Genomic DNA, 24,993 nt, shown 5'->3' with positions numbered 1-24,993 from the left:
GTTTGCATCTCAACAAGGTACTTCCATGCCAGCTCACACCGCCTACCACCAGAAAGTGCGGGTAGATGCATTTGTACCAATCGCGACGATTTTCATACGGTTCGATCGCCTTCAGCTGCGTTCCCATATGCTTCTTCGCAGTCTTTTGGCAAGCGCTTACCGGATCGGCAGCATACTCGTCCGGCCCCAAAATCCCGGTGTAGTAATCCCAGCCTAGCGTTCCTTCTGGCAAGCCGTTTTCAGCCTGGGCGTGGCCATGCATCAGGACAAGAAACACGAGCGCAAAACGCAAGAATCGATTGATGCAAGGCAAACTACCGGTGGCGTGAAGATGCATGACTTTTCCTGTCTTGTGCAAGAACATGCTGGCTTAAAATTGCCAGTGGGAAAACCAAGCGTAGCGAGTCGACAAACTGTGATGTTGCTTTGTCGCAAGAAAATAGGTGCGATTGAACATGACGGCGCGACTAACATCCAGGGGAGAGCTCCTCGTTGCGAGGAACCTCGATTGCGTCAGGGCGCTTTGACGGCGGTACCAGCAAGGCTGGCAGCGCATCGTTCAAACGCATTGATCAACATAGCGGGACCGGAAGCCGACACCATCGCCAGGCTGACCGGTTTTATCCAGAACGACAAGCACCCCGAGTAAGACCCTCAGGCCGCCGGCAGCGACACGATAAAACTGCTGCCCTTGCCCGCTTCCGACTTGATGGTCAGGCTGCCGCCGTGGCGCAGCAGCACGTGCTTGACGATCGCCAGGCCCAGGCCAGTGCCCTGGGTTTCGCGCGAGCGGCTCTTGTCGACCCGGTAGAAACGTTCGGTCAGGCGCGCGATGTGCTTCTGGTCGATGCCGATGCCGGTATCGCTGGCCACGAACTGCGGTCCGTTCGGCCCCATTTGCCAGGCCAGGTGTACGGTGCCGCCCGGCGGCGTGTAGCGCACCGCGTTCGAGGCCAGGTTGCCGAAGGCGCTGCGCAACTCTTCCGCATTGCCCGAAATGCCAGGCCCGTTCACGCTCGACGTGATCTGGTGCTTGCCGCCCGACAGCGCCCTCGCCTCCTGCACCACCTGCTCCATCAGCGCGGCAATATCGACCGATTCGCTGCGCAAGGGGTAATCCATCGATTCCAGGCGCGACAGGGTCAGCATGTCTTCGATCAGGCGCTGCATGCGGTGGCCCTGCTCGGTCATCAGTTTCAGGTGCGACATGCGCGTTTCCGGGTCGAGGTTCATTTCGCTCGACGCGATTTCCAAGAAGCCGACGATCACCGTCAGCGGCGTGCGCAGTTCGTGCGAGGCGTTGGCGATGAAGTCGCGCCGCATTTCCTCGATGCGCTGGGTTTCGGTGGCGTCGTGCGTGACCAAGATCTGGCGGCGGTTTTCGAACGGGATGATCTGGCAGATCAGTTTGCGGTCGCGGAAACTCAGGGTCAGCGGGTTTTCGTAGCGGCCGAGGATGATGTAGTCGATGAAATCCGGATGGCGGATCAGGTTGGTGACACGCATGCCCTTGTCGCGCTCCAGGGTCAGGCCCAGGTGGCGTTCGGCGGCCGGGTTGCACCATTCGAGGAACAGCACGTCGTCCATGATGGCCACGCCGTCGGGCAGCAGGTGCATGGCCTGGCGGAAACGGGCCAGCCATTCGGTCAGCTCGGCCTGGTTGCGCTCGTCGTCGCGGCGCAGGCGGTACAGGCGCGAGAAGATATTGGTCCAGGAACCCCAGCCGTCGGGCAGCTTGCCGGAATGCGGGTCGTCCAGCCAGTTGCCGAGCTGGTGCAGGTAGGACAGCTGGATGAACAGCAGGACGAAGACGGACAAAAAGGCGACGGCCAGGCCGTAGACCAGCCCGAACAGCCACCAGAAAACGCCCGCGCCAAGCAGGATGAAGCTCATGCGCAACAGCGCGGGGATCCAGAACAGCAGTTTGGGGTTCATGTTACGGGGGGTGTCCTTTGTTCAAGCTACTACCCCGTCGTTCCCGAGAAGGCGGGAACCCAAGGTTCCATGAGCAGCCACGAGAAGCGCTGCGAACTTGGGTTCCCGCCTTCGCGGGAACGACGGACGGCAAGCGGCGGATTACGCTACTAAATACGAATACAACATCACTTCTCCGACAGCATATACCCCACGCTGCGCACGGTCTTGATCAGCTTTTCCGATTCCTTGAGCGCCTTGCGCAGCCTGAGCACATGCACATCGACCGTGCGTTCCTCGATCACCACATGGTCGCCCCACACCTTGTCGAGCAACTGGCTGCGCGAGAACACCCGCTCCGGATGCGCCAGCAAGAATTTCAGCAGCTTGAATTCGGCATGCCCCATGTCGATCTTCTGGCTGTCGATCGACACCGTACAGCTGACCGGGTCCAGGGTCACCGGTCCGGCGCTCATGACCGCCTGGTCATGCTCCGGGCTCTTGCGGCGCAACAGGGCCTTGGCGCGCGCCAGCAACTCGCGCGGGGAAAACGGCTTGGTCACGTAATCGTCGGCGCCATTGTTGAGCCCGGCGATCTTGTCCTCTTCCATGCTCTTGGCGGTCAGCATGATCACCGGAATGTCCTGGAAATTGCGGTCCGAACGCATGCGCGAGAGCAGGCGCAAGCCTGTCTGGTCGGGCAACATCCAGTCCAGCAACATCAGGTGCGGCGTGCGCTGCTGCATGAATTCCCAGGCGTCGGCCACATTCTGCACCGAACATACATTCCAGCCCGCTTCACGCAGGGAAAAAGTCACCAGTTCAACAATGGCCGGTTCGTCTTCTACGATTAATACAGTGGTTTTTTCGGCTGCCATCGAGATTAGGATACAGGTTGATCGGGAATCAAAAGGGCCGGCTTGCTATGCCGGATGTCCTTGCCTTCGACGACGTAGATGACGTATTCGGCGATGTTCTTGGCATGGTCGCCGATGCGTTCGATCGCCTTGGCCACCCACAGCGTGTCCAGCGCCGACGAAATCGTGCGCGGGTCTTCCATCATGAAGGTAATCAGGTTGCGCATGATCGAGCGGAATTCGTGGTCGATCACCGCATCCTGGGCGATCAGCTGCAAAGCCTGCTTGCCATCCAGGCGCGCGAAGGCGTCGAGCGCATCGTGCAGCATGTCGGAGGTGGCGGTGGCAATCGTGCGCACCATTTCGTAATGGTTCACGCCAACCGCGCCGCGTCCATGCAAGTTCTTGGAAGTGCGCGCGATCTTGGCCGCTTCGTCGCCGATCCGTTCCAGATCGGTGATCACCTTGATGGTCGCCATGACCGTGCGCAGGTCGTTCGCGGTCGGCTGGCGCCGCACGATCAGGTGGCTGCAGGCGTCGTCGAGCGCCACTTCAAGCTGGTTGACTTCGTCGTCTTCAGCGATCACGCGGTCGGCGCGTTCGAGATTACCGATGCGAAAACAGGTCATCGCGTCGAGAAACTGGGTTTCGACGATGCCACCCATCAACAACACCTTGGAGCGGATGGTTTCTAGTTCGTGATCGTACTGCTTGGATGAATGCTCGCCTATCATTGCTGCTCTCCGTAATATGTTTTGTCGTGGCTCAGCCAAAGCGTCCGGTGATGTAATCCTGCGTCTCTTTGCGTGCGGGATTCATGAAAATCTGGTCGGTTTCGCCAAACTCGACCAGCTCGCCCAGGTACATATAGGCGGTGTAGTCCGAGCAACGCGCGGCTTGCTGCATGTTGTGGGTCACGATGGTGATCGTGTAATCCTGTTTCAGTTCGCTGATCAGTTCTTCCACTTTCGCGGTCGAGATCGGGTCCAGCGCCGAGGTTGGTTCGTCGAGCAAGAGCACGTCCGGTTTCACCGCCACGCCGCGCGCGATGCACAGGCGCTGCTGCTGGCCGCCCGAGAGCGACAGGCCGCTCTTGGACAGCTTGTCCTTGACCTCGCCCCACAGCGCCGCTTTTTTCAGCGCCCATTCGACCCGCTCATCCATCTCGCCCTTGGACAGGTCTTCGTACAGGCGCACGCCGAAGGCGATGTTGTCGTAGATCGACATCGGGAACGGCGTCGGTTTCTGGAACACCATGCCGACCTTGGCGCGCAGCATGTTCACATCCTGGCCCGGATCGAGGATGTTCTTGCCGCGGTAAATGACCGAGCCTTCCGCGCGCTGGCCCGGATACAGGTCGTACATGCGGTTCAGGGTGCGCAGCAGGGTCGACTTGCCGCAGCCGGACGGGCCGATGAAGGCCGTCACTTGTTTTTCGTAAATGTTGAGATTGACGTTGGTCAAACTCTGCGTCTTGCCATAAAAGAAGTTCAGGCCGGAAATCTCGATCGTCTTGTTCTTCGGCGTTACAGTAGGCATCGGTGTAGGCATAGGGCTCATGAGAAGGATCGGTCGATTATTTCGTGGTTTTCTGGCTGAACATGGTACGCGAGACGATGTTCAACAACAACACGCTGAAGGTCAACAGCAAGGATGCGGCCCAGGCCAGGTTGATCCAGTTGTCGGCCGTGCTGAGGGCGTAGGTATTGATGATCACCGGCAAGTTGGCGATCGGCGCATTCATGTTGGAACTGAAGAACTGGTTGGAGAGGGCCGTGTACAGCAGCGGTGCGGTCTCGCCGGTAATGCGCGCCACCGCCAGCAGGACGCCGGTGACCACGCCCGATTTCACCGCGCGCAAGCGCACCGTGGTGGCCACTTTCCAGCGCGGCGCGCCCAGGGCGAAGGCCGCTTCGAGCAGGTTTTGCGGCACCAGGCGCAGCATGTTGTCGGTGGTGCGCACCACCACCGGGATGGCGATCAGCGACAGCGCGACCGAGCCGGCGTAGCCGGAATAGTGCCCGGCCACGTTGACGTACATGGTCCACACAAAAATCCCCAGCACGATCGAGGGCGCCGACAGCATGATGTCGGTCACAAACCGCGTGACCTGGGCAAAGCGGTTCTCTTCGCCGTATTCGGCCAGGTAGACGCCGGCCAGCACGCCGATCGGGGTGCTGATGAAGGTGGCCAGGCCGACGATCATCAGGCTGCCGAGAATGGCGTTGCGCAAACCGCCGCCCTGGGAATCGGGACCGGGCGTATCGGCCAGGAACAGCTCGAGCGACAAGGCCGAGAAGCCCTTGATCAGCAAGGTCGACAAGATCCACAGCAGGAAGATCAGGCCGACCGACATGGCCAGCACCGACAAGGTGATGCCGATCCGGTGCTTCCAGAGGCGCTTGCGGTAGACAGGGTTGACAATTGTCTGGCTCATTTGACGCCTTCCTTGCGTGACATTCCGGCCAGCATCAGCTTGGCTGCGGACAGGACGATAAAAGTAATGATGAACAGGATCAGCGCCGTCGCCAGCAGGGACGAGGTATGCAGCGGATGCTCGGCTTCGGCGAACTGGTTGGCCAGCAGCGAGGCGATACTGTTACCGGCGGAAAACAGCGACAGGGACAGGTTGTTGGCGTTGCCGATCACAAAGGTGACCGCCATGGTCTCGCCGAGCGCGCGGCCCAGGCCCAGCATGACGCCGCCGACCACACCGGTCTTGGTGTAAGGCAGCACGATCTTGCGCACGACTTCCCATTTGGTGCAGCCCAGGCCGTAAGCCGACTCTTTCAGCACGGCCGGCACGATTTCGAACACGTCGCGGATGACCGAGGCGATGAAGGGGATGATCATGATCGCCAGCACCACGCCGGCGGCCAGGATCGAAAAACCCATCATCGGGCCGCTGAACAGCGTGCCGATGAGCGGGAGCTGGCCGAGGGTGGATTTCAGGAAAGGCTGGACATATTCCGAAAACAGCGGCACCAGCACGAAGGCGCCCCACATGCCGTAAATGATCGAAGGAATGCCCGCCAGCAGTTCGACGGCGGTGCCCAGCGGTCGGCGCAGCCAGACCGGGCAGATTTCAGTAAGGAACAATGCAATGCCGAAGCTGACCGGAAACGCGATCAGCAGGGCGATCACCGAGGTGGCCAGGGTGCCGACGATGGGGATCAGCGCGCCGAATTGCTGGTTGCCCGGATCCCACTCCTGGCTGACGATAAAGCCGAAGCCGAATTTGCTGAAGGCCGGCGCCGAGCCGATGATCAGCGAGACGATGATGCCGACAAGCACCAACAGGACCGTTGCCGCGAACAGCAGGGTCACTTTGTGAAAGAAGAAATCTTGCATGCGCTGCTTGCGCATGGTGGAAAGCAGCGCGGCATGTTCGCGCTCATGCGCTGCGGATTTGCTCATGGCCATTGCGATAGTTGGGTTTGCGCTCATTGATTGACTTCGCCAGGTGTCCACATGATGTTGATCGCCATGATGTTGATTGATACCGATAGTGATGCTAAATGGGCAGGCGGGCCGCACACGCGCCCCTGCCCGCCCCTTGTTGTTACCAGATGGCCTTGCCGGCCGCATCTTTCAGATTGGCTTTCCAGGAGTCGCCCACCAGCTTGGTGACGCTGTCCGGCAGCGGCACGTAGTCCAGTTCGACAGCGGCGGCGTCACCATTCTTGAACGACCAGTCGAAGAACTTGATGACTTCCTTGCCCTTGGCGGCATCGGCCTGGCTCTTGTGCATCAGGATGTACGACACGCCGGTGATCGGCCAGCTGTTCTTGCCTGGCTGGTCGGTCAGCACCACGCCGAAACCTGGCGCCTTGGCCCAGTCGGCCGAGGCGGCGGCGGCCTTGAAGTTCTCGTCGTCCGGTTGCAGGAACACGCCATCCTTGTTCTTGAGCTGGGTGTGCGCGATCTTGTTTTTCTTGGCGAAGGCCCACTCGACGTAGCCAACCGCACCTTTGACGCGCTGCACGGTCGAGGCGACGCCATCGTTGCCCTTGCCGCCCACGCCAACCGCCCATTTCACCGATGCATCGGCACCGACTTTGGTCTTGAATTCGGGCGATACTTTCGACAGATAGTCGGTGAACAGGAAGGTGGTGCCCGAACCGTCGGCGCGGTGGACGACGGTGATGTCGTCGGCCGGCAGCTTGACGCCCGGGTTCAGGGCGGCGATTTCCGGCGCGTTCCACTTGGTGATCTTGCCCAGGTAGATATCGGCGATGACCGGACCGGTCAGCTTCATGGCGCCAGGAGCGATCCCTTCCAGGTTGACGATGGCGACCACGCCGCCCATGATGGCCGGGAACTGCATCAGGCCGGCCGCGTCTAATTCTTCAACGCCGAGCGGCTTGTCGGAAGCGCCGAAGTCGACGGTTTTCGCCTTGATCTGTTTGATGCCGGCGCCGGAGCCGACCGATTGATAGTTCATGCCATTGCCGGTTGCCTTCTTGTACGACTCCGCCCATTTCGCATACACAGGGTAAGGAAAGGTCGCACCCGCGCCGGTCATGTCCGCAGCCATGGAGTTCGCTGCCGCCAGGGCACCAACGCCAACAATGATGGAAGCTAACAACTGTTTCATTCGCATATCAAGTCCTTGTGGGTTATACAACGTTGAATGCTGCGCAGTCTACTCACCAAATATGACAGGTTTATGACATCCTCGAAATCACCTCGACAGCGGCTTGCCTACCGAATGATACGCTGCGCCCGCCAGCATGGCGTGTCATACAATTGGACGCCGCTGTCACCGCGCTGTAATATTTCTTTATTACACTCGTTGCGTTTACTGATACCCATCCGACTAGTCAAAGACCTAATGAAAACTGCAACGACCGTGGACCCGGCGCGCGCCAACATCTTCCTGGACCGGGAGTTGTCACAATTGACCTTCAACCGCCGCGTGCTGGCCCAGGCGGAAGACACTTCCCTGCCCTTGCTGGAGCGGCTGCGCTACCTGTGTATTGTCAGTAACAACCTGGATGAGTTCTTCGAAGTGCGCGTGGCCAGTCTGCTGGCCCAGGGCAACCTTGCTGAAAATCCCGCGCTGATCGCCAACCTGGCGCGCATCAGCAATGAATGTCACAATCTGGTCAAGGACCAGTACGCGGTGCTCAATACCGAGGTCCTGCCGGAACTGAAGGCCAACGGCATCCACCTGGTGCGCCACACCGACCGCAACGAGGCCCAGCGCGCCTGGGTGAAGGAGTATTTCGAGCGCGAAGTACGCCCCCTGCTCACCCCCATCGGACTCGACCCGGCCCACCCGTTTCCGCAAGTGGTCAACAAGAGCCTGAACTTCATCATCTCGCTGACCGGCAAGGATGCCTTCGGGCGCGGCACCGGGATTGCCATCGTCAAGGCGCCGCGCGTGCTGCCGCGCGTGATCCGCCTGCCCGATCACCTGTCGAGCAACGGCGGCATGTCGTTCTGCCTGCTGTCCTCGATCATCCACTCGCATATCGAAGACTTGTTTACCGGGCGCGAAGTGATTGCCTATTCCCAGTTCCGGGTCACGCGCGACAGCGACCTGTGGGTCGACGAGGAAGAAGTCAAAAACCTGCGCCAGGCGCTCAAGGGCGAATTGCAGGGCCGCCAGTTCGGCACCTCGGTGCGGCTGGAAGTGGCCAAGAATTGCGCGCCGGAATTGTCCGAATTCCTGCTCGAACAGTTCGGGCTCGACAAGAGCCGCCTGTACGCGGTCGACGGCCCGGTCAACCTGGTGCGCCTGGCCGAGCTGATCGACCACGTGAAGCAGCCGAGTTTGCGCTTCGAACCCTTCGTGCCCGGGATGCCGCAAAAGACCGCGCACCACGACATTTTCGAGCAGCTGAAAAAGCACGACATCCTGCTGCACCATCCGTTCCAGTCGTTCCAGACCGTGGTCGACTTCATCCAGGTGGCCGCGCACGACCCGTCGGTGGTGGCGATCAAGCAAACCATTTACCGTACCGGCATGCACTCGGACCTGATGGAAGCGCTGATGGCGGCCGCCCGCGCCGGCAAGGAAGTAACCGTCATCCTGGAACTGATGGCGCGCTTCGACGAAGAAGCGAACATCAACTGGGCCGACAAGCTCGAGCAGGCCGGCGCCCAGGTGGTGTACGGCGTGGTCGGCCTGAAAACCCACGCCAAGGTGGCGCTGGTGATCCGGCGCGAGGACGCCGACGCCGAGGGCAACCCGGGCGGCCTGCGTTTCTACGCCCACCTCGGCACCGGCAACTACCACCTGACCACCACCCGCCTGTACACCGACTTTGGCCTGTTGACCGCGCACGCCGAGATGGCGCAGGAAGTAAACGAAGTGTTCATCCACCTGACCAGCCTGACCAAGCCGCACAAGCTGACCCATTTGTGGCTGGCGCCGTTCGCGCTGCAGAGCGAAATCATCAAGGCGATCCGCAACGAAGCGAAGATCGCCCGTGCCGGCCGGCCGGGGCGGATCATCGTCAAGATCAATGCGCTGGTGGACGAATCGGTGATCCGCGCGCTGTACGCGGCCTCGCACGACGGCGTGAAGATCGACCTGATCGTGCGCGGCGCCTGCACCCTGAAACCGGGCGTGCCGGGGCTGTCCGAAAATATCAAGGTGCGCTCGATCATCGGGCGCTTCCTGGAGCACAGCCGGATTTACTACTTCCGCAACGACCTGGCGCACGATGTGTACCTGGCCAGCGCCGACTGGATGAGCCGCAACCTGTTCCGCCGGATCGAAGTGGCCTTCCCGATCCTCGACAAGGCGCTGAAACGGCGCGTGATCACGGAAGGATTGAACCCCTACCTGAAAGATAACTCGAACGCATGGGAGCTCGATGCGAGCGGGCATTACCAGCGCCGCAAGGTGCGCGGCAAGCAGGTGGAGTTTTCGGCGCAGCGCCATTTGATGGAATTATTGGGCACGCCCCCGGTCGATACCGGAGAGTGACAGGAGAACACGATGGATCTGATTTTATGGCGGCACGCCGAGGCGCACGACGCCGATGCGGGCCAGGACGACATGGAGCGCTCCCTCACGCCCAAGGGCCAGAAGCAAGCGCGCCGCATGGCCGACTGGCTCACCTCGCAGCTACCCGACAGCACCCGCATCCTGGTCAGCCCGGCGCTGCGCACCCTGCAGACGGTCGAACCGCTCAAGCGCAAATTCAAGATCGTACACGAGCTGGCGCCGGGCGCCGATCCGGAAGACGTGCTGATGGCGGCCAACTGGCCGAACGGACGCGAGCCGGTGCTGGTGGTCGGGCACCAGCCGACCCTGGGCCAGGTGGCGGCGCTGCTGCTGTCGGGGCATCCGCAGGACTGGCAGATCAAGAAAGCCAACGCCTGGTGGCTGGTGCAGCGCGAGGCGCTCGATCCCTACAGCCTGTATCTGAAAGGCGTGATGGCGCCCGACCTGATTGTTAAATAAGTCGGTCGCCATCCTTGAATTGTTGCATCCACCTGCTAAAGTTTAGGTGTATCAACTAAAGGAGAAATCGCTCAACGGCGGTTCATGATCATGTTAAGCATGCTCGTCATGGCCATTTTCGGAGGCATGGTTGGCTTGGTGCTGTATGAACTGGTAGAAGAAGTTCACGGCAGCAAGCTCGACTTGCAAGACCGCTATCACGAATAGCACCGGGCTCACTATTGGGCCGATAAAAAGCGGCAAGGCCCGAGGGCGCTTGCCGCTTTTGCCATGCAGCGTCGCTCCCCCATCACGGCTGCTTATCCGCCAACGTCGCTTACCCACCACCGTCGCTCATCTGCCACCGTCGCTCCCGCGAAGGCGGGAGCCCAAATTTTCTGCTCAGTCATGGACTTCGGTGCGAACTTGGGCTCCCGCCTTCGCGGGAGCGACGGAGCGAGCGCCGTTTAACGCCCAGTCTTGAACTTGGTATACGTCCTCGTCATCACCCGGCGGATATCCTGCGGCACCGCTTCCGGCGGGATCATCTTCTTCAAGTCCTCCTCCGACAGGAACACGCTCTTGTTCTCCGCCACATCCTTGCGCACGAATTTCATGCCGGCCTTGTTCGGATTGGCAAAGAACACCTTGTTGGTCAGGCTGGCCTGCACTTCCGGACGCAGGATATAGTTCATCCACAGGTGGGCATTATTCGGATGCGGCGCGTCGGCCGGAATGGCCATGGTGTCGAACACCAGCGGCGCGCCGTTTTTCGGCACCAGGGCCTCGATCTTGACGCCCTTTTTCGCCTCGATGGCGCGCTGGCGGGCGATATTGATATCCCCGGCCCAGCCGAACACCACGCAGATGGCGCCATTGGCCATGTCGTTGATATACCCGGAAGAACTGAACAGGGTCACGCTCGGGCGCACCGCCTGCAGCATGGTTCCCGCCGCCGCGTAATCGGCCGCGCTCTTCGAATACGCCGGCTTGCCCATGTAATGCAGGGCCGCCGGGAACACCTCGGACGGCGAATCGAGGAAGGACACGCCGCACGACTTGAGCTTGGAGGTGTACACCGGATTGAAGATCAGTTCCCACACATTGGCCGGCATCGGCGTGGTGCCCAGCGCGGCCTTGACCTTGTCGACATTGATGCCGACCGTGGTGTACCCCCACATCCAGTCCACCAGGTGCTCATTGTTCGGGTCCAGCGTGGCCAGCTTGGCCTGGATGCCCGGGTCGAGATTGGCCAGGTTCGGCAGCCTGGATTTATCGAGTTTGCGCAGCAGCTTGGCGTCGATCTGCTGGCGCGCCCACGGCGCGGTCGGCACCACGATATCGTAGCCCGATTTACCGGCCACCAGCTTGGCGTTCAAGACTTCGTTACTGTCGAAGACATCGTAGCGCACCGTGATGCCGGTCTCCTTGGTGAAGTTCTTGATTGTGTCGTCGGCGATGTAGTCGGACCAGTTATAGATGTTGAGGACTTTTTCCTCGGGCTGCTGGGCCTGGGCCGGAACGCCCGACCAGAGAACCGCCGCCAGCGCGGCCAAACCCAGGCCGAGCCGCCGTTTCGCGTGCATGTGCCGATTGACTGCCACCATTGATGCCTCCGAATATAGATATACGCCAGATAAAAGCCCCATGCGGGACGCACTGCTGGAATGATCCGGCATTGCGGCCCGGTTGGCAAGCGCCGCCGCGCAAGCGCCTTGCATGGGCGCGCATAGCTATCTACAATCGGGCCTGTTGCGGTATCCTTTCCACTTTCCACTTTCCACTTCCCCCTCCGGACGGCTCCAGACGATGAAAACAAGCCCCGCGACGCTCGACGCGAGCACGCCGGAACCACGCATGTACCGGGTGGTGGCCGACAGCATCGCCCAACTGATCGTCGCCGAAAACATGCAGCCCGGCCAGCGCCTGCCCGCCGAGCGCGAACTGTCGGCGCGCCTGGGCGTGAGCCGCGCTTCGCTGCGCGAGGCCTTGATCGCCCTGGAGCTGGGCGGCGTGGTCGAGGTGCGCAGCGGGTCGGGCGTGTACGTCAGCGCGCAGACTTCCGGCGCCACCCGGGCGCCGGAAGTCGGCCCCGGCCCGTTCGAGGTGCTGGCCGCGCGCCGCATGATCGAAACCGAGGTGGCCGGCCTGGCCGCCAAGAATGCCACCGATTCAGCCATCGACACCATTCTCAGCGCCGTGCTGGAAATGGAGCGCGACCACGAAGACCGCGCCAGCAACGAGCAGGCCGACCGCAATTTTCACCTGGCGCTGGCGCGCGCGACCGGCAACACAGCGCTGGTGGGCGCCATCGACTACCTGTGGAACCAGCGCGGCACCTTGTGGCACAAGCTCAAGGAACACTTCCAGACCGAGGAACTGCGCAAGCAGACCTTGATCGACCATCGCAATATTCTGGCGGCGATCGCCGCGCACGATGTCGCCAGCGCGCGCCAGGCCATGCGCGTACACCTTGAACGCGTCACGCGCACCTTCTCCCGTGCGTAGGCACAGCGCGCCGGGCTTCACCTATGTGGGCCTGATGGTGATGATCGCCGTGATCGGGGTGGCGACGGCGGCCACCGTGTCGGTGGGCGAGCTGGCGCGCAAGCGCGAGGCCGAAACCGAGCTGCTGTTCGTCGGCAAGCAGTACATCCGCGCCTTTCTCGAATACGAACTCAATACGCCGGAGGGCCATGCCAGCCATGCCCCGTCGCGCCTGGAGGATTTGTTGCAGGACCCGCGCCAGCCGGGCATGAAGCGCTACCTGCGCCAGCTCTACCCTGACCCGATCACCGGCAAGGCCGACTGGCAACTGGTGCGCGCGCCGGGCGGCGGCGTGATGGGCGTGCGCAGCGCCTCGTGCGCACCAACGATCCGGCGCAGCTTCACCGATGGCGACTTGGTTTACCTCGATGGTCAAAAACGCTACTGCGACTGGCAGTTCGCCTACCTGATGGCGTGCGGCGGCAACTGCAAGGACAGCTTGCGCCCGGAAGACTGACGCAGCGAACGAAAAAAAACCACGCGCACAGGGATCGCCTGCGCGCGTGGTCAAACCGGCTACATAAGCCGTCTTCTCACCTGAAACCCGATTACCTGCTATTTAAAGATGCATGCGCGAGCGATGTTGCCGGCGTTGCTGTCCTTGTCCGGCTCATTGCCTTTCTTGGTACCGACAAACGTGGCGCAGCGCGACGACGACTTGTTCGACACGAAGTCGCTCATGGTCGCCACATCGTAGGCCTTGGCCAGCGCCGGCAGTTTCGACGCATCGAAGCTGCTGTTTACACCCACGCCGGCATTGACGTTATAGATCGTCACGCCGCTGATGGTGACGGTGCGTGCCGACTGGCTCGAGCAATTGCCGCACGAGCGATACAGCTTGCCGCCTTCTTCCGCGTAAAAGTTGGTGATGACGATTTTGCTGTTGGCGCCATTATTCTGGAACATTTTGTCGGCCGCCTTGTAAGCCGCGCCGCCGCTGACGGTCATGGTGCCTGCGCCTTTGAGCGTGGCCGCGTCTTCCCCTACATCGCCCCAGTACACGTTCTCGATCTTGCAGTTACCGGCGCAATGGACGCCGTCGGCGCCGCCGGCGGTCAGGTTGCGGCCCGCGCCCTTGGCGGGATCGCCCAGCACCACGTTCTTGAGGGTCGCGCCGACACCGAGGTTGAAGTGAGGGATCTGGCTTTCGGACTGGCTGCCGTCCATCTTCTTGGTGTTACCCACCAGGCAAACCATCTTGCCGTATTTGACCAGGCCATCGAAGGTGGTGTTGGCCGGAACCTCGGTCGTTTGCGTGACCAGCACCTTGGTGCATGACGGGACCGCGCGCTTGCCCGGGGCGGCCGATGCGCTGGTGGCGATGCACAGTCCGACGACTGCGAAAAGAAAGGCATTGAGACGTTTCATGATGACTCCTGGTGGATGAATGAAGCAGCCATCGCCTTGCGGAGACGGCTGGAGGTACAGCGAAATGCGCAGCGAAATGTGCGCCGGAATGCGCGACGAAATTACTGGGCCAGGTTGGTGCGCGCGCCCGCCGTTGCGATGGCTTTCGCTTTGACGCCGGCAGCGGCGCTGGCGGTGTAGTTGTAACCGGTAGGACCGTAGGCTTTGCTGGTTTTCCAGTCGGTGGCATTGGCGTAGGTGCCGCTGTCCGGGGCGCCCCAGGTAATGCCGCTGCCGACGAAGTTGCTGCGCAGGTCCCAGTAACCGAGCTTGGTGCTGTCGCGCGAGGTAACGGGATTGCTGACGTTCTCGAAGTAGTTCGCTTCGACCAGCGCCATCGCGCCCATGCGCACGTTGATGCCCGACGTATCGACGTTGCCGAAGTAGTTGTTGAAGAGGTGGGCTTTACCGTAACGCAGCAGCGGCAGGCGCGACTTGACGTTCTCGAAACGGTTGTTGTGGTAGGTGGTCAGCGAACCGGCGTTAAGCGTATCTTTGTCGGAAAATCCATTCAATGCCACCTTCTGGTAGTTGTACACGTAGTTGTACGACACCGTGATGTGGTTGGCGCCCTTCTTCATGTCGATGCCGCCGTCGAACGACGCGTCGCCGGCGCCCGGGCACGACTTGATCGAGGCGAAGATGGTGTTGTGGTCGACCCAGATCTTGCTTGGCTTGCCGCTCGAGGTGCCTTCGATCGAGATCGAATCGGCGTCTTCACCGCCCTGCAGCAGGCCGATGGTCATGTTCTGCACGATCACATTGCTCGAATCGCCGACCACACGGATGCCGAAGTTGGCCGACGAATCAGCCGCGCCGCGAATCGTGATGTCGCTCTTGTTCTTGATTTCCAGCGTCTGCGCCGGTTTTTTCCACTGCGCGCAGACATCCTTGATGCTGGCGAAGTCGAACTTGCCGGTGTAGTTCAGCACCAGGCCACCGCTGCCCGAATACGCCTTGATTTTCGCCGCCATGTCGGCCAGCGTGGCGACATTGACCGCAGCCTTGGCGCCCCCGCCGGTGGTGGCGGCGCCGTAGCCAATTGGCCCGGCCATTGCCTGGGAGCCGGCCAGGACGGCTGCGACAGCCAGTGTCAGTTTCAAAGTCGATACTTTCATGCGGGTTACTCCGTAAGTGTTGGTGTTTTTCGAGCCACCAGGGATGCCAGGGGAAATCCCTCGCTGGTGATGTGGACCAAACGGAGCGCCGCCTTGTTGCCGTATTGCATCCGCAAAAACCATGGGGCCATGCGCTCCGCGGGTCGGCCACAATGCAAATAAATCAACGTTCGCTAGGTCTGCTGCGAGGATGCACCTTGATATATTGTCGTGTCAATATCATGTTAAATGACCACATGCATTATTAAGATACCAATTGTGGGGCAGGTCCCCCGAAATCGGTGAGTGTGGTGTGAGATTGTCACAGCGACGATCATTGTTTATCGCCTAACGTCTTTGTCTATGCATGCAATTCATATGAACGTCTGTCTTAACCCGTTTTCTATGCAAACTGGGAAAATGGGCGGCTATTTCAAGACCGACAAGACCTCATGCTGATTAAAAATGTAAAATACAAGATCAAAAAACAACATTTGGCCTGACCGAAAACTATTTTTGGTCGATTAAAAACCATTTTTGGTCAGTCCAATATGTAAATATTCTAAGAATTATTTGCGACATGGGAAATTTGGCCTGACCGCGTGATCCGCCTATCGGGATGCGGATCAGAGTCGGCTGAAAGGCATGCCGTCGCGCGCCGCGCCTGTGGCGCCGCTGTAGAGGTTGTAGACGCCGGCGCCGTTGTCCGGCGCGACGAGGACCCAGGTCGAAGTACTTTCGGTAATCGGATCGAGCGGCAGGGAGCGCAGGTACTTGCGTTCCACCAGTTCGCCGAGCGTCTGCGGATAGCGCCCGTTATCGCCGTAGAATTTGTCGATCACCTCGCGCGTGATGTGCAGGTTCTCCTTGAGTACCGTCTCCTTCGACTGGTCGATACTGCGAAAAAAACGCGGGGCGGCGATCGTCAGCAGCAGCGCCAGGATCGCCAGCACCACCAGCAGTTCGATCAGCGTGAAGCCGCGCCTACCAGCGCCGGTACGCAATGCCATTGAGGCCCACCTGTTCAGAATTGGAATGCACGTCGTAGACATCCTCGCCGGGCTTGGGGTCGGCCGGATCGCTCTGGTAAGAACGCAGGAGCCAGGTCTGTTCGGCCGGCAGGGCCGGATCGGTGCTGAACGGATCGCGCGGCAGTGCGCGCAGGAAGAACACTTTGCGCGCCTTTGCGCTGCGCTGGTCCGGCACGCCGTTCACCAGCGCCTGCAGGTTGGGCGGGTAGCCGCTGCCATCGAGCAGGCTGGCGATGCGGCCCTCGCCGGCCGCGCGTTTGTATTCGTCGAGCGCGCTGCGAATGTCGCGCAGGGCTACGCGCAGCTCCTGCTCCTTCTGGCGCTGCACCGCCACCTGCGCCAGCGGCAAGGCGATGGTCGAGAGCAGCGCCACGATCGCCAGGGTGACCATCAGCTCGATGAGCGTGAATCCGCGCGCACGGGGCATGTCAGCCGCCGCTTCGTTCAAGCGGCGGCGCGCTGGCCGGTTGCGCCGCCGGCAGCGGCAGCGGCGGCGCCGGCTCCTGTGGCGCCGCATGCGCCGACTGTCCCGCCTGACCCGGCTGGCCGGACTGGCCACGCAGGCTCGAATCGGTCCCGGCGTCGAACTCCACCTCGGCGCCGGCGCCGCGCGCCTGGTTGCGCAGCACGCGCGGCGTGATCGACAGCACGATCTCGGTCTTGGTGCGCTCGCTGCCCTTGCTGCCGAACAGCCGGTCAAGCATCGGCAGCTCGCCCAGGCCGGGAATGGCGCTTGATGAACGCTTGTCGTTTTCGCTGATCAGCCCCGCCAGCACCTGGTTCTCGCCGTCGCGCAGGCGCAGCACCGTGCTGGCATTGCGCGTGCCGATCCGGTAGCCGTACGGCTGGTCGTGACTGTCGAAGATCGTGCCCAGGATGCTGCTCACTTCCAGGCTGAGTTTGATCGATACTTCATCATCCATGTACACCACCGGCTCGGCTTCGAGCTTGAGGCCGACGTCGAGGTAATTGACCGATTGCGAGGTCACGCCGGTCGACGTGACATTGGCCGACACGCTCGGCACCCGCTCCCCGACCCGGATCAGGGCCTTCTCGCGGCTTTTGATGCGGATGCGCGGATTAGCCAGCACGCTGACGTTATCGCGGCTCACCGACGCCGACAGGCGCATCGGGTCGACGCTGGCCAGCAAGCCCTTGGAATGGAGGTTCTTCAGGTCGCCCAGGGTGAACGGGCTGGTCGCCACGCTGCCGTCGTACAGCACGGTGGACGCGCCGAGCGGCGTCAGGCTCACGTTGCCCGGCCACTTCACGCCCAGCGATTCGAGGTCGCTGCGCTGCACTTCCAGGATCTCCACTTCCAGCATGACTTCCGGTTCGGCCACGTCGTGCAGCGCCACCAGCTTGGCCGCCATGAGGATGGTCTCGGGCGTATCGCGCAGCACCAGCATATTGAGTTTTTCGTCGACCACGAGGTCGCGCGTCTTGAGCAGGGTGCGCAGGCTGTTGGCCACGGTTTTCGCTTCGGCGTTGGCAATGCGGAAGCTGCGGATCGTCAGCTTCTGGTAGTCGCGCTGCTTGGCCGCATCGTTCGGGTACAGCAGCACGGTGCGCTCGTCGACGATGCGCTGTTCCATCTGCACGCTCATTAACAGGTTGCGCAGCGCCTGTTCGATGCTCGTGTCCTGCAGGTTGAGCGTGACGCGCAGGTCGGCCGGTACGTCCTTGTCGAGCGTGAAACTGATGCCCGAGGTGCGCGACATCGATTCGAGCACCGCACGCAGCGGCGCATCCTGGAAGCGCAGGCTCAGTCGCTTCTGGAATGCCTGCCCCAGCGCCGTGCCGCCTGGCGCCACGGCGGCGTGATCCTGCAAGGCTTGCAGCATCTTGGCCGCGCGCGCGTTCTTCGGATAGCTGGCCACCAGCGCGCGCAAGGCGTCGCGTGCCTCGGTGCGCTGGCCGGCGGCAAACTGCTGCTCGACGCCCGCCAGCGCCTGCGCTTGCGACTGCGCGGCGGCCAGGTTGCGCATGCCGATCATGGCCTGGTCCACGGCCCCCAGCGCGGCGGCGCGCCGATAAGCCGCCTGCGCCGCATCCCAGGCGCCGCGCGCCACGTCCTGCGCCGCCTGCGCCAGCACCCGGTTGGTCAGTTCGATGCGCGTGTTGGCCAGCAGGACGCGCGCTTCGATGTGATCCGGCGTGGTGGCCAGCATCTGCTCCAGGCGCGCCATGCCCTCTTCCAGCTTGCCGGCGTCGAGCAGGGCGCGGATGCCGGGCGGGGTGGGCTGCGGTCCGGTCGCGCATGCGGCCAGCATGGCCAGGCCGCATGCCAAGGCCAGGTTGCCTGCTATTTTTCTCATTCTTCTGTCCCGAAACTGATCCGGTGTTGCTTGCCGGTTTGTTGATCCTGAATGTTCACCGATTCCTGGCCCAGGGCCAGCACGCGGTAACGCTTTTCGAACACGCTGCCGGCGCGCGCCAGCAGCACGGCGTCGTTGCGCAGCAAATACGCTTCACGCACGCCGTCTTCCACCTTGAACCCGAGCAGGATGAACGGCGCTTGCGGCTTGTCGCTGGCGTCCGGGTCACGCGTTGGCGTTGGCGGCGGCGCGCCCTGCTCCGCCGCCGGCATCGGGCCACCGGCGAACAGGTCGGGCACCGGGCTGGCCGGATCGACCGCAGGCGGCGGCGCGCGCAGCGGCGCAGCGGCGACTTGCATCGATTGCGGCCGGCGCGGGCGTTCGGCCACGCCCACCACCTCCGGTCCGGACGGACTGTCGAACAGTATCAGCAGGCCGACACCCAGCATCACCGCCAGCATGATCTTGAGACGGGTCGACATCAGGGCGCCTTTTCCGCTGGCGAATCAAGCATGAACCAGACCGAAAACAACAGCCGCGCCTCGACGCCGGCGCCGACCGGCGCCCGGTGGATGCCAACTTCGTCGAGCGACAGGCCGGGAATGGCCTGGGCCGCGCGCAGGAAGCGGCGCACCTGCGGATAGGTGCCGGTGGCCGGGATCTGCACTTGCCAGCGGCCGACGTGGCCCGTTTCCTGGCGCCGGTAATCGGCCTGCGCGATCGTCAGTCCGTGTTCCGCCGCGAGTGCGAACAGGTGCTGCAGGGCCGCATCGGCGCGCGCCGCCGGCGGCAGTGCGCTGTGCGGCGCGGCGGCCGGCACGCTGGCAGTAGCCTGTTCGCTCGCCCGCATGGCCAGTGTGTCGCGCAAGGCCGCTTCCTGCGATGGCAGCCACCAGAGCCAGGCCAGCAATGCCCACATCAGCAAGGCCGCGCCGGGCAGCATCCACAAACCGTGGCGCACCGCCAGCACCTCAAGGCGCCAGCACAGCGCGTTCCATTGCATCATGGGGCGCTCCGGACCGGGGCATCGGGCAGCCGGTACGGAGCCGAGAGCTGCGCTTCGTAATGGAAGTTGATGCCGCCTTCGGCCGCCGCTTCGTGGCGCATCAGGCTCAGTCGCGCAAAGACCGGGCTGCTTTTCAGGGACCGCAGGTACTCCTGCAATCCCGCCACATCGTCCATATTGGCCTGGACCTTGACCACGCCGCGCGCCAGATCGGGTTCGAACGATTGCAGGCGCGCCTGCGGCACGCGCTCGAACGCGCCGAAGATCTCTTCCCAGGGCTGCGCGCGCTGCAGCATGGCCTGGCGCAGCAATTGCGCCTCTTCGCCCAGCGGCTGCGAGCGGCTACGCTCGGCGCGCTCGCGCTGCTCGCCCGCGACCAGGCGCGCGGCCTGCGCCGCCCTCGCCTCTTGCAGCTGGTGCTGCACGCGCACGCCGCGTCCGAATGCCAGGCCGCCCAGCAGCATGGCGAGCAAGGCGAACGCCACGCCCAGCTGGGTGCCGCGCATGCGCCGGTCCCAGCGCCACGCACTGCGCTGGTCGGCGAAGTCGATCATCATCGGCTTCATGCGGCTGCCTCCAGGTGCGTCCAGCCGGCCGGCGCGGCGGGGCCGGACCAGAAGCGCGCGGCCGGCAAGGCGACACCGAGACGCGCCATTTCCAGCGCCAGCAAGCCGTCGACGTCGGTACCCGGCTGCTGGCGAACCAGTTGCAGGCGCGCCTTGTGCCAGACCAGCAGGTTAACCACGCCGTCGGCCGCCGCGCACCAGACGCCGTCAAGCGGCAGCGCCGCGCAGTGGCGGTTCCAATCCTGCAGCAACGCCGGCAACAGGCGCGCCAGCGAAAATCCGGCCAGCGCCTGGCGCAGGCTGCGCGGAATCGCACACGCCAGCATCGGCGCGCCGGCCTGCCAGTCCGCTTGCAGCAGCCAGTCGGCCGGCGCCTGGCCGTACAGGGTTTCGAAGCGGGCGTCGAGCAGCAGGCGGCAGTCGCGCAGGCCGCCAATGCCGGCCGGCGCTTCGAGCAAGAAGGTGCGGCTCCAGCAATCGGCCACGCGCACCGACAGGCGCGCGCGCGCCGGCAGCAGTTGCGCCAGTTCGACGCCCAGCGCGGCCCAGTCGCCGCCCGCCGCCTTGAGCGTGGTGCGCCGCGCGCCGCGCCGCAGCGCGATGGTGCGGGCGCCGATATCGACGCCGATGTTGTCAGCCTGCCAGAGTGACACGTTTGACCTCCTCCAGCGTGGTTTCTCCGGTGGCCACCAGCGCCAGCGCATCGTCGAACAGGCTGCGCATGCCGGCGGCCCGGGCCAGCTCCTTGATCTGGCGCAGCGGACGGCGTTCGATCACCAGTTCGGCCAGCGCGTCGTCGAGAATCAGGATTTCGGCTACGGCGCGCCGTCCCTTGTAGCCGGTGCCACGGCATTCGCCGCAGCCCACGCCGCGCCGGAAGTTGTAGTGCGAAACGACGGCGCGCGTCAGGCCGCTGCGCACCAGTTCCTCGTCGTGCGGCGTGTAGGGGGCGCTGCACTGGCGGCACGACAGGCGCACCAGGCGCTGCGCGATCACGCCATTGAGGGCCGAGACGAACGAGTACGGGTCGATGCCCATGTGGGCGAAGCGTCCGAACACGTCGAACACATTGTTGGCGTGGACGGTGGAGAGCACCAGGTGGCCGGTCAGCGCCGACTGCACCGCGATTTCGCCGGTTTCCTTGTCGCGGATCTCGCCGACCATGATGATGTCCGGGTCGTGCCGCAGGATCGAGCGCAGGCCGCGCGCGAACGACAGGCCCTTCTTGTCGCTGACCGGAATTTGCAGGATGCCGGGCAGCTGGTACTCCACCGGATCTTCGATGGTGATGATTTTTTCGTGGCCGCTGTTGATTTCGGTGATGGCGCCGTACAAGGTGGTGGTCTTGCCCGAACCGGTCGGCCCTGTCACCAGCACCATGCCGTACGGTTCCGACACCAGGCGCCGCATGGTGGCCAGGTGGTCGGGCGCGAACCCGGACGAATCGAGCGTGAGCGTGCCGTGCGCGCTGATCATCGACTGCTTGTCGAGAATCCGGATGACGGCGTCTTCGCCATGCACGCTCGGCATGATCGACACGCGCAGGTCGATTTCGCGCCCCTGCGCCTCGACCCGGAAGCTGCCGTCCTGCGGCACGCGGCGCTCGGCGATATCGAGTTCGGCCAGCACCTTGATGCGCGAGATGGCTTGCTCCGCGAGCGCGCTGCCGGCCACCTGCGCGGCCTGGTCGAGCACCCCGTCGATGCGGTACTTGGTGAGCATGCCGCCGGGCGTGCTTTCGAAGTGGATATCCGATACGCCGGACTTGAGCGCATCGTACAAGGTGGAGTTGACCAGCTTGACGGCCGGGCTGCCGGCGTCGCCCAGCGAGGCGTAGGAGAGGCTTTCCATCAGGCGCGCAGGGTCGCCACCGCCCTCCCCCGCTTCGCCCATGACGAGCGAGTCGACCGAGCGCACCGACTCCTCCTGCTTGGACAGGTAGGCATGCAGGTCGGCCGGCAGCGCGAGGCGCCAGCGCACCGGGGCGCCGGCCAGGGTTTCGACCCACACCTGCAGGTCTTGCGCGTAGGGGTCGCACAGCACCGCCCACAAGCCGTCGGCGCCCTGCAGCAGCACGCACTGGCGTTGCTGGGCGCGCGCCAGCGGCAAGCGCTCGAACAGCGGGGTACAGGCCAGCATGGCCGCCATGTCGATCGCGGGCAGGCGGAACACATCGGCCGCCTGCGCCAGCAACAGGCGCGGCTCCGACCGGGTCAGCGCTTCGAGTTCGGCAAAAAAGGCGCGACCCGACTGGCGCGCGTTGCGCTGCGCCGCGCGCAGGGACGCCATCATGGGCGCCATCTCGACCGGGTTCATTGCAGGGTCCCGGCAAGGTCAAAGATCGGCATGTACAGCAGCACCACGATGGCGCCGATGACGACGCCGATGGCCGCCATCAGCACCGGTTCGAAGGTCTTGCTGAATTTTTCGATCCACAAGGTCGTTTCGGCGTCGTAGAACAGCGCGGCGCGGGTGAGCATCAGCCCCAGTTGGCCGGAGCGCTCGCCCACGCGCAGCATGCGCAGCGCGATCGGCGTGGTCAATCCGTTCTGTTCGAGCGACTCGGAAAAGCTGCCGCCCTGCGCAATGGCGTGGCGCGCCGCCGCCAATGCGCCACGCCGCCCCGGCGAAATGGCGCCGCTGACCATGTCGAGCGCCGACACCACGGCGATGCCGCCTTCGAGCAGCATGCCGAGAGTGAGATACAAGCGCGCCAGTTCCAGGATGTGCATGCGTTCGCGCACGCCCGGCAGGCGCGTAAACAGTTGCATCAACTGGCCGGCGCGGTGCATGCGGCGCAGCCAGAAGAACAGCGCGGCGCCGCTGCCGGCCATGGCCAGCATGATCGCCATGCCATGGCCGGCGACGGCGCCGCCCCACTTGATCAGCCACTGCGACAGCATCGGCAGTTCGCGTCCGCTGCCCTGGTAGACGGCGGAAAATTTGGGCACCACGTACCCGAGCAGGAACATGCAGACCGCGCTGCCGACCGTGAGCAGGATGACCGGATAGATCGAGGCGCTGACCAGGCGATTGCGCACGCCATCGACGCGCACCTGGTATTCGATATAGCGGGTGAGCGCCTGCGGCAGGTCGCTGGTGCGCTCGGCCGCCTTGACGATGCCGCCGAACAGGGGCGGGAACGATTCCGGTTCGGCCGCAATCGCCACCGAAAAGCGCAAGCCGTCGCGCATGCGCGCCAGCAGGCGGGCCAGCAGCGCGCCGGTATCGGTGTGGGATTCTTTTTCGCTGAGCGCTTCCAGACTTTCGACCAGGCCGAGGCCCGCTTCGAGCAGGGCCAGCAACTCCTGGGTGAACAGCACGAGGGAAAAGGTCTTGCCGCGCCGTTGGGCCTTCTGCGCAAGCGGGCGCACGTCGAGCACCGTCAGGCGCCGTTCGGCAGCGGCGCGCGATGCGGCGACGGCATCGCTGGCGTCCAGTTCCAGCATCTGGACCCGGTTGTCGGGTCCCACGGCACGAATCGCGAAGCGCACGGGCGGATCAGCGCGCGTCGCTGGCGACTGGGCCGCGCAACTGCCGGCGTGGAAATGGATTCATGCTGCCCCTGCTTTCAAAAACATCCTGGTCGACCGCGTTGTGGTTTGCCACTGCAGAAAGGTGTACGCCCACTTCCACATCATCGGTCCGGCCACTTAAGCAGCGGCCTGACCAATTCGCATTCTACTACTGTTGATGTCATTTGGATATGTGACTTTAAAGACACGACTTTCGCAATTTTCCATTGCAAAAAAAGCCCATCCTCGTGCCAACGATGGCGATCACCGGCCTGCGGCCGAGTTAAGATGTTTTATGAACCAGACGCTGCGCCAGGCGCAAGCGAATGTCCGGCACCTCGGCGCAATTACCGGAGCGAGCCGGCGATACGTGCTTCCCGACCGTAAACAGCGAGTTGGATCGGCCATCCCGTAAGCAGGTCAATAGCGCGTTTCATGGCGCTTTTACCAGCGCCGACGATCCCAACACGGTGCCGATCAGGGTGATGAACTTGTTGTACTTGTCGTTCTCCTGCGCAGACGAGGCGCCCAGGCGGCGCGCGGAGAGGCTCACGAACTCCATCGTCAGCTTGTGGCGTTCGCTTTGCAGTTGTTTCTGCTCGTCCGGCGTGACCGCTTGCTGGTAGCGCTGGTACAGTTCGCGCAGCTTGAGCGACGCATTCTGCAGTTGGGGGTCCGCGAAATCGGGCAGCGGGGCCGGCGCGGCCGGCTTGCGCGGTGCGGAAGCGATGTGCTGGCGATGCTTCTCGAAGAAACCGGCTTGCTCCGATTCGCTCTCGAAGTAAGGCACAAAGTCCGCTGCGGTAAACAGCTTGCTGTAGATGTTGCCACCACCACCCGGGTCATATCCTTGCAGCGAGGTGGGGAAAGGTTCGCGTACACCGAAGCGCCAATCGTTCTCGATAAACAATCCGTTCGCGAGCTTGAAGGGACCGCTGAAAGGCACACCATCGAGCTTGAACGGGCCGCCGCCGCCCGGACTGAAGTTCTTCAGCTTGTCTTTGCCGCTAACGTAAGCGACGCTGACAATCACGTAGTCGCTCAGCGTTGGGTTGATCAGACCGCCCTTGCGCTCGGCATAGACAATGAACTTGATTTTTCCCGCCACTGGCGCGTCCATGCTGTGCTCGCCGGCTTTCAATGCAATCTCCTTCGATTGATTTGCCGGGATCTCATAGTCCGTTTGTTGACATCCTCCCCGCCCTAAATGAAGGGGATTCCTACGGCGCCGCGTGATGATCTACGGGTCGCTTCGGTGGGTTCCTGCTTCATCGAGCGGCCTGACTGCGCCGACTCTCCACAGGCTAAGACGCGATGTCCTCGCGCTAAAACATTC

The 24,993-nt window shown here is 62.9% G+C and carries 26 protein-coding genes; 5 read left to right on the top strand and 21 right to left on the bottom strand.

Annotated features, from left to right (window positions below):
• The coding region (locus F1735_RS35815; RefSeq protein ID WP_222853088.1) for a hypothetical protein at positions 1–337 on the bottom strand (337 nt) is incomplete at its 3' end.
• On the opposite strand from F1735_RS35815, the gene F1735_RS26835 reads away from it, so the two are divergent.
• On the top strand, positions 332–649 hold the full coding sequence (locus tag F1735_RS26835) for a hypothetical protein (RefSeq protein ID WP_222853087.1): 318 nt from the start codon (positions 332–334) through the stop codon (positions 647–649). The genes F1735_RS35815 and F1735_RS26835 overlap by 6 nt on opposite strands.
• Before the next feature lie 5 nt (positions 650–654).
• On the opposite strand, the gene phoR is transcribed toward F1735_RS26835, so the two are convergent.
• The 7 genes from phoR to pstS form a co-directional block, all read right to left on the bottom strand.
• Entirely contained in the window at positions 655–1,935 is a 1,281-nt protein-coding gene (gene phoR / locus F1735_RS26830) for a phosphate regulon sensor histidine kinase PhoR (RefSeq protein ID WP_167239780.1), read from the bottom strand.
• A gap of 167 nt (positions 1,936–2,102) precedes the next feature.
• Positions 2,103–2,792 (bottom strand): response regulator, encoded by a 690-nt coding sequence (locus F1735_RS26825; RefSeq protein WP_166888586.1) that lies wholly within the window; start codon positions 2,790–2,792, stop codon positions 2,103–2,105.
• Positions 2,793–2,797: 5 nt separating this feature from the next.
• Positions 2,798–3,505 (bottom strand): phosphate signaling complex protein PhoU, encoded by a 708-nt coding sequence (phoU, locus tag F1735_RS26820; protein ID WP_167239779.1) that lies wholly within the window; start codon positions 3,503–3,505, stop codon positions 2,798–2,800.
• A 31-nt stretch (positions 3,506–3,536) separates the two neighbouring features.
• A complete protein-coding gene (pstB, locus tag F1735_RS26815; protein ID WP_187362493.1) occupies positions 3,537–4,322 on the bottom strand; it encodes a phosphate ABC transporter ATP-binding protein PstB in 786 nt (261 codons plus the stop codon).
• Between the two features lie 25 nt (positions 4,323–4,347).
• The gene (gene pstA, locus F1735_RS26810) at positions 4,348–5,208 is read right to left on the bottom strand and encodes a phosphate ABC transporter permease PstA (RefSeq protein ID WP_167239778.1); all 861 of its coding nucleotides are present in this window, start codon (positions 5,206–5,208) and stop codon (positions 4,348–4,350) included.
• The gene (gene pstC / locus F1735_RS26805; RefSeq protein ID WP_229505982.1) at positions 5,205–6,188 is read right to left on the bottom strand and encodes a phosphate ABC transporter permease subunit PstC; all 984 of its coding nucleotides are present in this window, start codon (positions 6,186–6,188) and stop codon (positions 5,205–5,207) included. Before pstC ends, pstA begins: the two co-directional genes overlap by 4 nt.
• A 145-nt stretch (positions 6,189–6,333) precedes the next feature.
• Positions 6,334–7,374, bottom strand: a complete 1,041-nt coding sequence (gene pstS / locus F1735_RS26800) for a phosphate ABC transporter substrate-binding protein PstS (RefSeq protein ID WP_167239776.1) — start codon at positions 7,372–7,374, stop codon at positions 6,334–6,336.
• 231 nt (positions 7,375–7,605) lie between these two features.
• Between pstS and ppk1 the strand changes: the two genes are divergently transcribed.
• Together ppk1 and sixA are read left to right on the top strand one after the other, a co-directional pair.
• The gene (gene ppk1, locus F1735_RS26795) at positions 7,606–9,711 is read left to right on the top strand and encodes a polyphosphate kinase 1 (RefSeq protein ID WP_167239775.1); all 2,106 of its coding nucleotides are present in this window, start codon (positions 7,606–7,608) and stop codon (positions 9,709–9,711) included.
• Between the two features lie 12 nt (positions 9,712–9,723).
• The gene (sixA, locus tag F1735_RS26790; protein ID WP_167239774.1) at positions 9,724–10,191 is read left to right on the top strand and encodes a phosphohistidine phosphatase SixA; all 468 of its coding nucleotides are present in this window, start codon (positions 9,724–9,726) and stop codon (positions 10,189–10,191) included.
• Between the two features lie 446 nt (positions 10,192–10,637).
• Here the strand turns inward: sixA and F1735_RS26785 are convergent, their stop codons facing one another.
• Positions 10,638–11,777 carry a polyamine ABC transporter substrate-binding protein gene (locus tag F1735_RS26785; protein ID WP_167239773.1) on the bottom strand — a complete coding sequence of 380 codons (1,140 nt, stop codon included), beginning with the start codon at positions 11,775–11,777 and terminating at the stop codon, positions 10,638–10,640.
• A 202-nt stretch (positions 11,778–11,979) separates the two neighbouring features.
• On the opposite strand from F1735_RS26785, the gene F1735_RS26780 reads away from it, so the two are divergent.
• Together F1735_RS26780 and F1735_RS26775 are read left to right on the top strand one after the other, a co-directional pair.
• Positions 11,980–12,678 carry a FadR/GntR family transcriptional regulator gene (locus F1735_RS26780; RefSeq protein WP_167239772.1) on the top strand — a complete coding sequence of 233 codons (699 nt, stop codon included), beginning with the start codon at positions 11,980–11,982 and terminating at the stop codon, positions 12,676–12,678.
• Positions 12,671–13,174, top strand: coding sequence for a type II secretion system protein (locus F1735_RS26775; protein ID WP_167239771.1), 504 nt, complete (start codon positions 12,671–12,673; stop codon positions 13,172–13,174). Before F1735_RS26780 ends, F1735_RS26775 begins: the two co-directional genes overlap by 8 nt.
• A gap of 98 nt (positions 13,175–13,272) precedes the next feature.
• Here the strand turns inward: F1735_RS26775 and F1735_RS26770 are convergent, their stop codons facing one another.
• From F1735_RS26770 to F1735_RS26715, 12 genes are all read right to left on the bottom strand, one after another.
• Complete coding sequence (locus tag F1735_RS26770; protein ID WP_167239770.1) at positions 13,273–14,085, bottom strand: pectate lyase; 813 nt, start codon at positions 14,083–14,085, stop codon at positions 13,273–13,275.
• Positions 14,086–14,186: 101 nt separating this feature from the next.
• Positions 14,187–15,242 carry a pectate lyase family protein gene (locus F1735_RS26765; protein WP_167239769.1) on the bottom strand — a complete coding sequence of 352 codons (1,056 nt, stop codon included), beginning with the start codon at positions 15,240–15,242 and terminating at the stop codon, positions 14,187–14,189.
• Between the two features lie 605 nt (positions 15,243–15,847).
• Complete coding sequence (locus tag F1735_RS26760) at positions 15,848–16,231, bottom strand: prepilin-type N-terminal cleavage/methylation domain-containing protein (RefSeq protein ID WP_167239768.1); 384 nt, start codon at positions 16,229–16,231, stop codon at positions 15,848–15,850.
• Positions 16,206–16,679 (bottom strand): type II secretion system protein, encoded by a 474-nt coding sequence (locus tag F1735_RS26755; protein ID WP_167239767.1) that lies wholly within the window; start codon positions 16,677–16,679, stop codon positions 16,206–16,208. Before F1735_RS26755 ends, F1735_RS26760 begins: the two co-directional genes overlap by 26 nt.
• Position 16,680: 1 nt before the next feature.
• Entirely contained in the window at positions 16,681–18,570 is a 1,890-nt protein-coding gene (locus tag F1735_RS26750) for a secretin N-terminal domain-containing protein (protein ID WP_167239766.1), read from the bottom strand.
• A complete protein-coding gene (locus tag F1735_RS26745; RefSeq protein WP_167239765.1) occupies positions 18,567–19,052 on the bottom strand; it encodes a hypothetical protein in 486 nt (161 codons plus the stop codon). Before F1735_RS26745 ends, F1735_RS26750 begins: the two co-directional genes overlap by 4 nt.
• Positions 19,052–19,576: a type II secretion system protein GspM gene (locus F1735_RS26740; protein ID WP_167239764.1), complete on the bottom strand. Its 525-nt coding sequence runs from the start codon at positions 19,574–19,576 to the stop codon at positions 19,052–19,054. The genes F1735_RS26745 and F1735_RS26740 overlap by 1 nt, the downstream gene beginning before the upstream one ends.
• A complete protein-coding gene (locus F1735_RS26735; protein WP_167239763.1) occupies positions 19,573–20,142 on the bottom strand; it encodes a hypothetical protein in 570 nt (189 codons plus the stop codon). The genes F1735_RS26740 and F1735_RS26735 overlap by 4 nt, the downstream gene beginning before the upstream one ends.
• Positions 20,139–20,795: a hypothetical protein gene (locus tag F1735_RS26730; RefSeq protein WP_167239762.1), complete on the bottom strand. Its 657-nt coding sequence runs from the start codon at positions 20,793–20,795 to the stop codon at positions 20,139–20,141. The genes F1735_RS26735 and F1735_RS26730 overlap by 4 nt, the downstream gene beginning before the upstream one ends.
• Positions 20,776–22,458, bottom strand: a complete 1,683-nt coding sequence (locus tag F1735_RS26725; protein ID WP_167239761.1) for a GspE/PulE family protein — start codon at positions 22,456–22,458, stop codon at positions 20,776–20,778. Before F1735_RS26725 ends, F1735_RS26730 begins: the two co-directional genes overlap by 20 nt.
• Entirely contained in the window at positions 22,455–23,636 is a 1,182-nt protein-coding gene (locus tag F1735_RS26720) for a type II secretion system F family protein (RefSeq protein ID WP_167239760.1), read from the bottom strand. The genes F1735_RS26725 and F1735_RS26720 overlap by 4 nt, the downstream gene beginning before the upstream one ends.
• Before the next feature lie 454 nt (positions 23,637–24,090).
• Positions 24,091–24,798 carry a hypothetical protein gene (locus F1735_RS26715; RefSeq protein ID WP_167239759.1) on the bottom strand — a complete coding sequence of 236 codons (708 nt, stop codon included), beginning with the start codon at positions 24,796–24,798 and terminating at the stop codon, positions 24,091–24,093.
• Between the last annotated feature and the right edge of the window lie 195 nt (positions 24,799–24,993).

Origin of the sequence: Massilia genomosp. 1 (assembly GCF_011682185.1) — a bacterium.
Taxonomy (GTDB): domain Bacteria; phylum Pseudomonadota; class Gammaproteobacteria; order Burkholderiales; family Burkholderiaceae_D; genus Telluria_A; species Telluria_A rubra.
Note: the sequence above shows the minus strand (reverse complement) of the source record. Positions and strands in the feature narration are given on the sequence as shown.

Coding starts and splice junctions, on each gene's coding strand:
- F1735_RS26835 (WP_222853087.1), top strand. CDS start 332: ATGCATGACTTTTCCTGTCTTGTGCAAGAACATGCTGGCTTAAAATTG.
- phoR (WP_167239780.1), bottom strand. CDS start 1,935: ATGAACCCCAAACTGCTGTTCTGGATCCCCGCGCTGTTGCGCATGAGC.
- F1735_RS26825 (WP_166888586.1), bottom strand. CDS start 2,792: ATGGCAGCCGAAAAAACCACTGTATTAATCGTAGAAGACGAACCGGCC.
- phoU (WP_167239779.1), bottom strand. CDS start 3,505: ATGATAGGCGAGCATTCATCCAAGCAGTACGATCACGAACTAGAAACC.
- pstB (WP_187362493.1), bottom strand. CDS start 4,322: ATGCCTACACCGATGCCTACTGTAACGCCGAAGAACAAGACGATCGAG.
- pstA (WP_167239778.1), bottom strand. CDS start 5,208: ATGAGCCAGACAATTGTCAACCCTGTCTACCGCAAGCGCCTCTGGAAG.
- pstC (WP_229505982.1), bottom strand. CDS start 6,188: ATGAGCAAATCCGCAGCGCATGAGCGCGAACATGCCGCGCTGCTTTCC.
- pstS (WP_167239776.1), bottom strand. CDS start 7,374: ATGCGAATGAAACAGTTGTTAGCTTCCATCATTGTTGGCGTTGGTGCC.
- ppk1 (WP_167239775.1), top strand. CDS start 7,606: ATGAAAACTGCAACGACCGTGGACCCGGCGCGCGCCAACATCTTCCTG.
- sixA (WP_167239774.1), top strand. CDS start 9,724: ATGGATCTGATTTTATGGCGGCACGCCGAGGCGCACGACGCCGATGCG.
- F1735_RS26785 (WP_167239773.1), bottom strand. CDS start 11,777: ATGGTGGCAGTCAATCGGCACATGCACGCGAAACGGCGGCTCGGCCTG.
- F1735_RS26780 (WP_167239772.1), top strand. CDS start 11,980: ATGAAAACAAGCCCCGCGACGCTCGACGCGAGCACGCCGGAACCACGC.
- F1735_RS26770 (WP_167239770.1), bottom strand. CDS start 14,085: ATGAAACGTCTCAATGCCTTTCTTTTCGCAGTCGTCGGACTGTGCATC.
- F1735_RS26765 (WP_167239769.1), bottom strand. CDS start 15,242: ATGAAAGTATCGACTTTGAAACTGACACTGGCTGTCGCAGCCGTCCTG.
- F1735_RS26760 (WP_167239768.1), bottom strand. CDS start 16,231: ATGGCATTGCGTACCGGCGCTGGTAGGCGCGGCTTCACGCTGATCGAA.
- F1735_RS26755 (WP_167239767.1), bottom strand. CDS start 16,679: ATGCCCCGTGCGCGCGGATTCACGCTCATCGAGCTGATGGTCACCCTG.
- F1735_RS26750 (WP_167239766.1), bottom strand. CDS start 18,570: ATGAGAAAAATAGCAGGCAACCTGGCCTTGGCATGCGGCCTGGCCATG.
- F1735_RS26745 (WP_167239765.1), bottom strand. CDS start 19,052: ATGTCGACCCGTCTCAAGATCATGCTGGCGGTGATGCTGGGTGTCGGC.
- F1735_RS26740 (WP_167239764.1), bottom strand. CDS start 19,576: ATGATGCAATGGAACGCGCTGTGCTGGCGCCTTGAGGTGCTGGCGGTG.
- F1735_RS26735 (WP_167239763.1), bottom strand. CDS start 20,142: ATGAAGCCGATGATGATCGACTTCGCCGACCAGCGCAGTGCGTGGCGC.
- F1735_RS26725 (WP_167239761.1), bottom strand. CDS start 22,458: ATGAACCCGGTCGAGATGGCGCCCATGATGGCGTCCCTGCGCGCGGCG.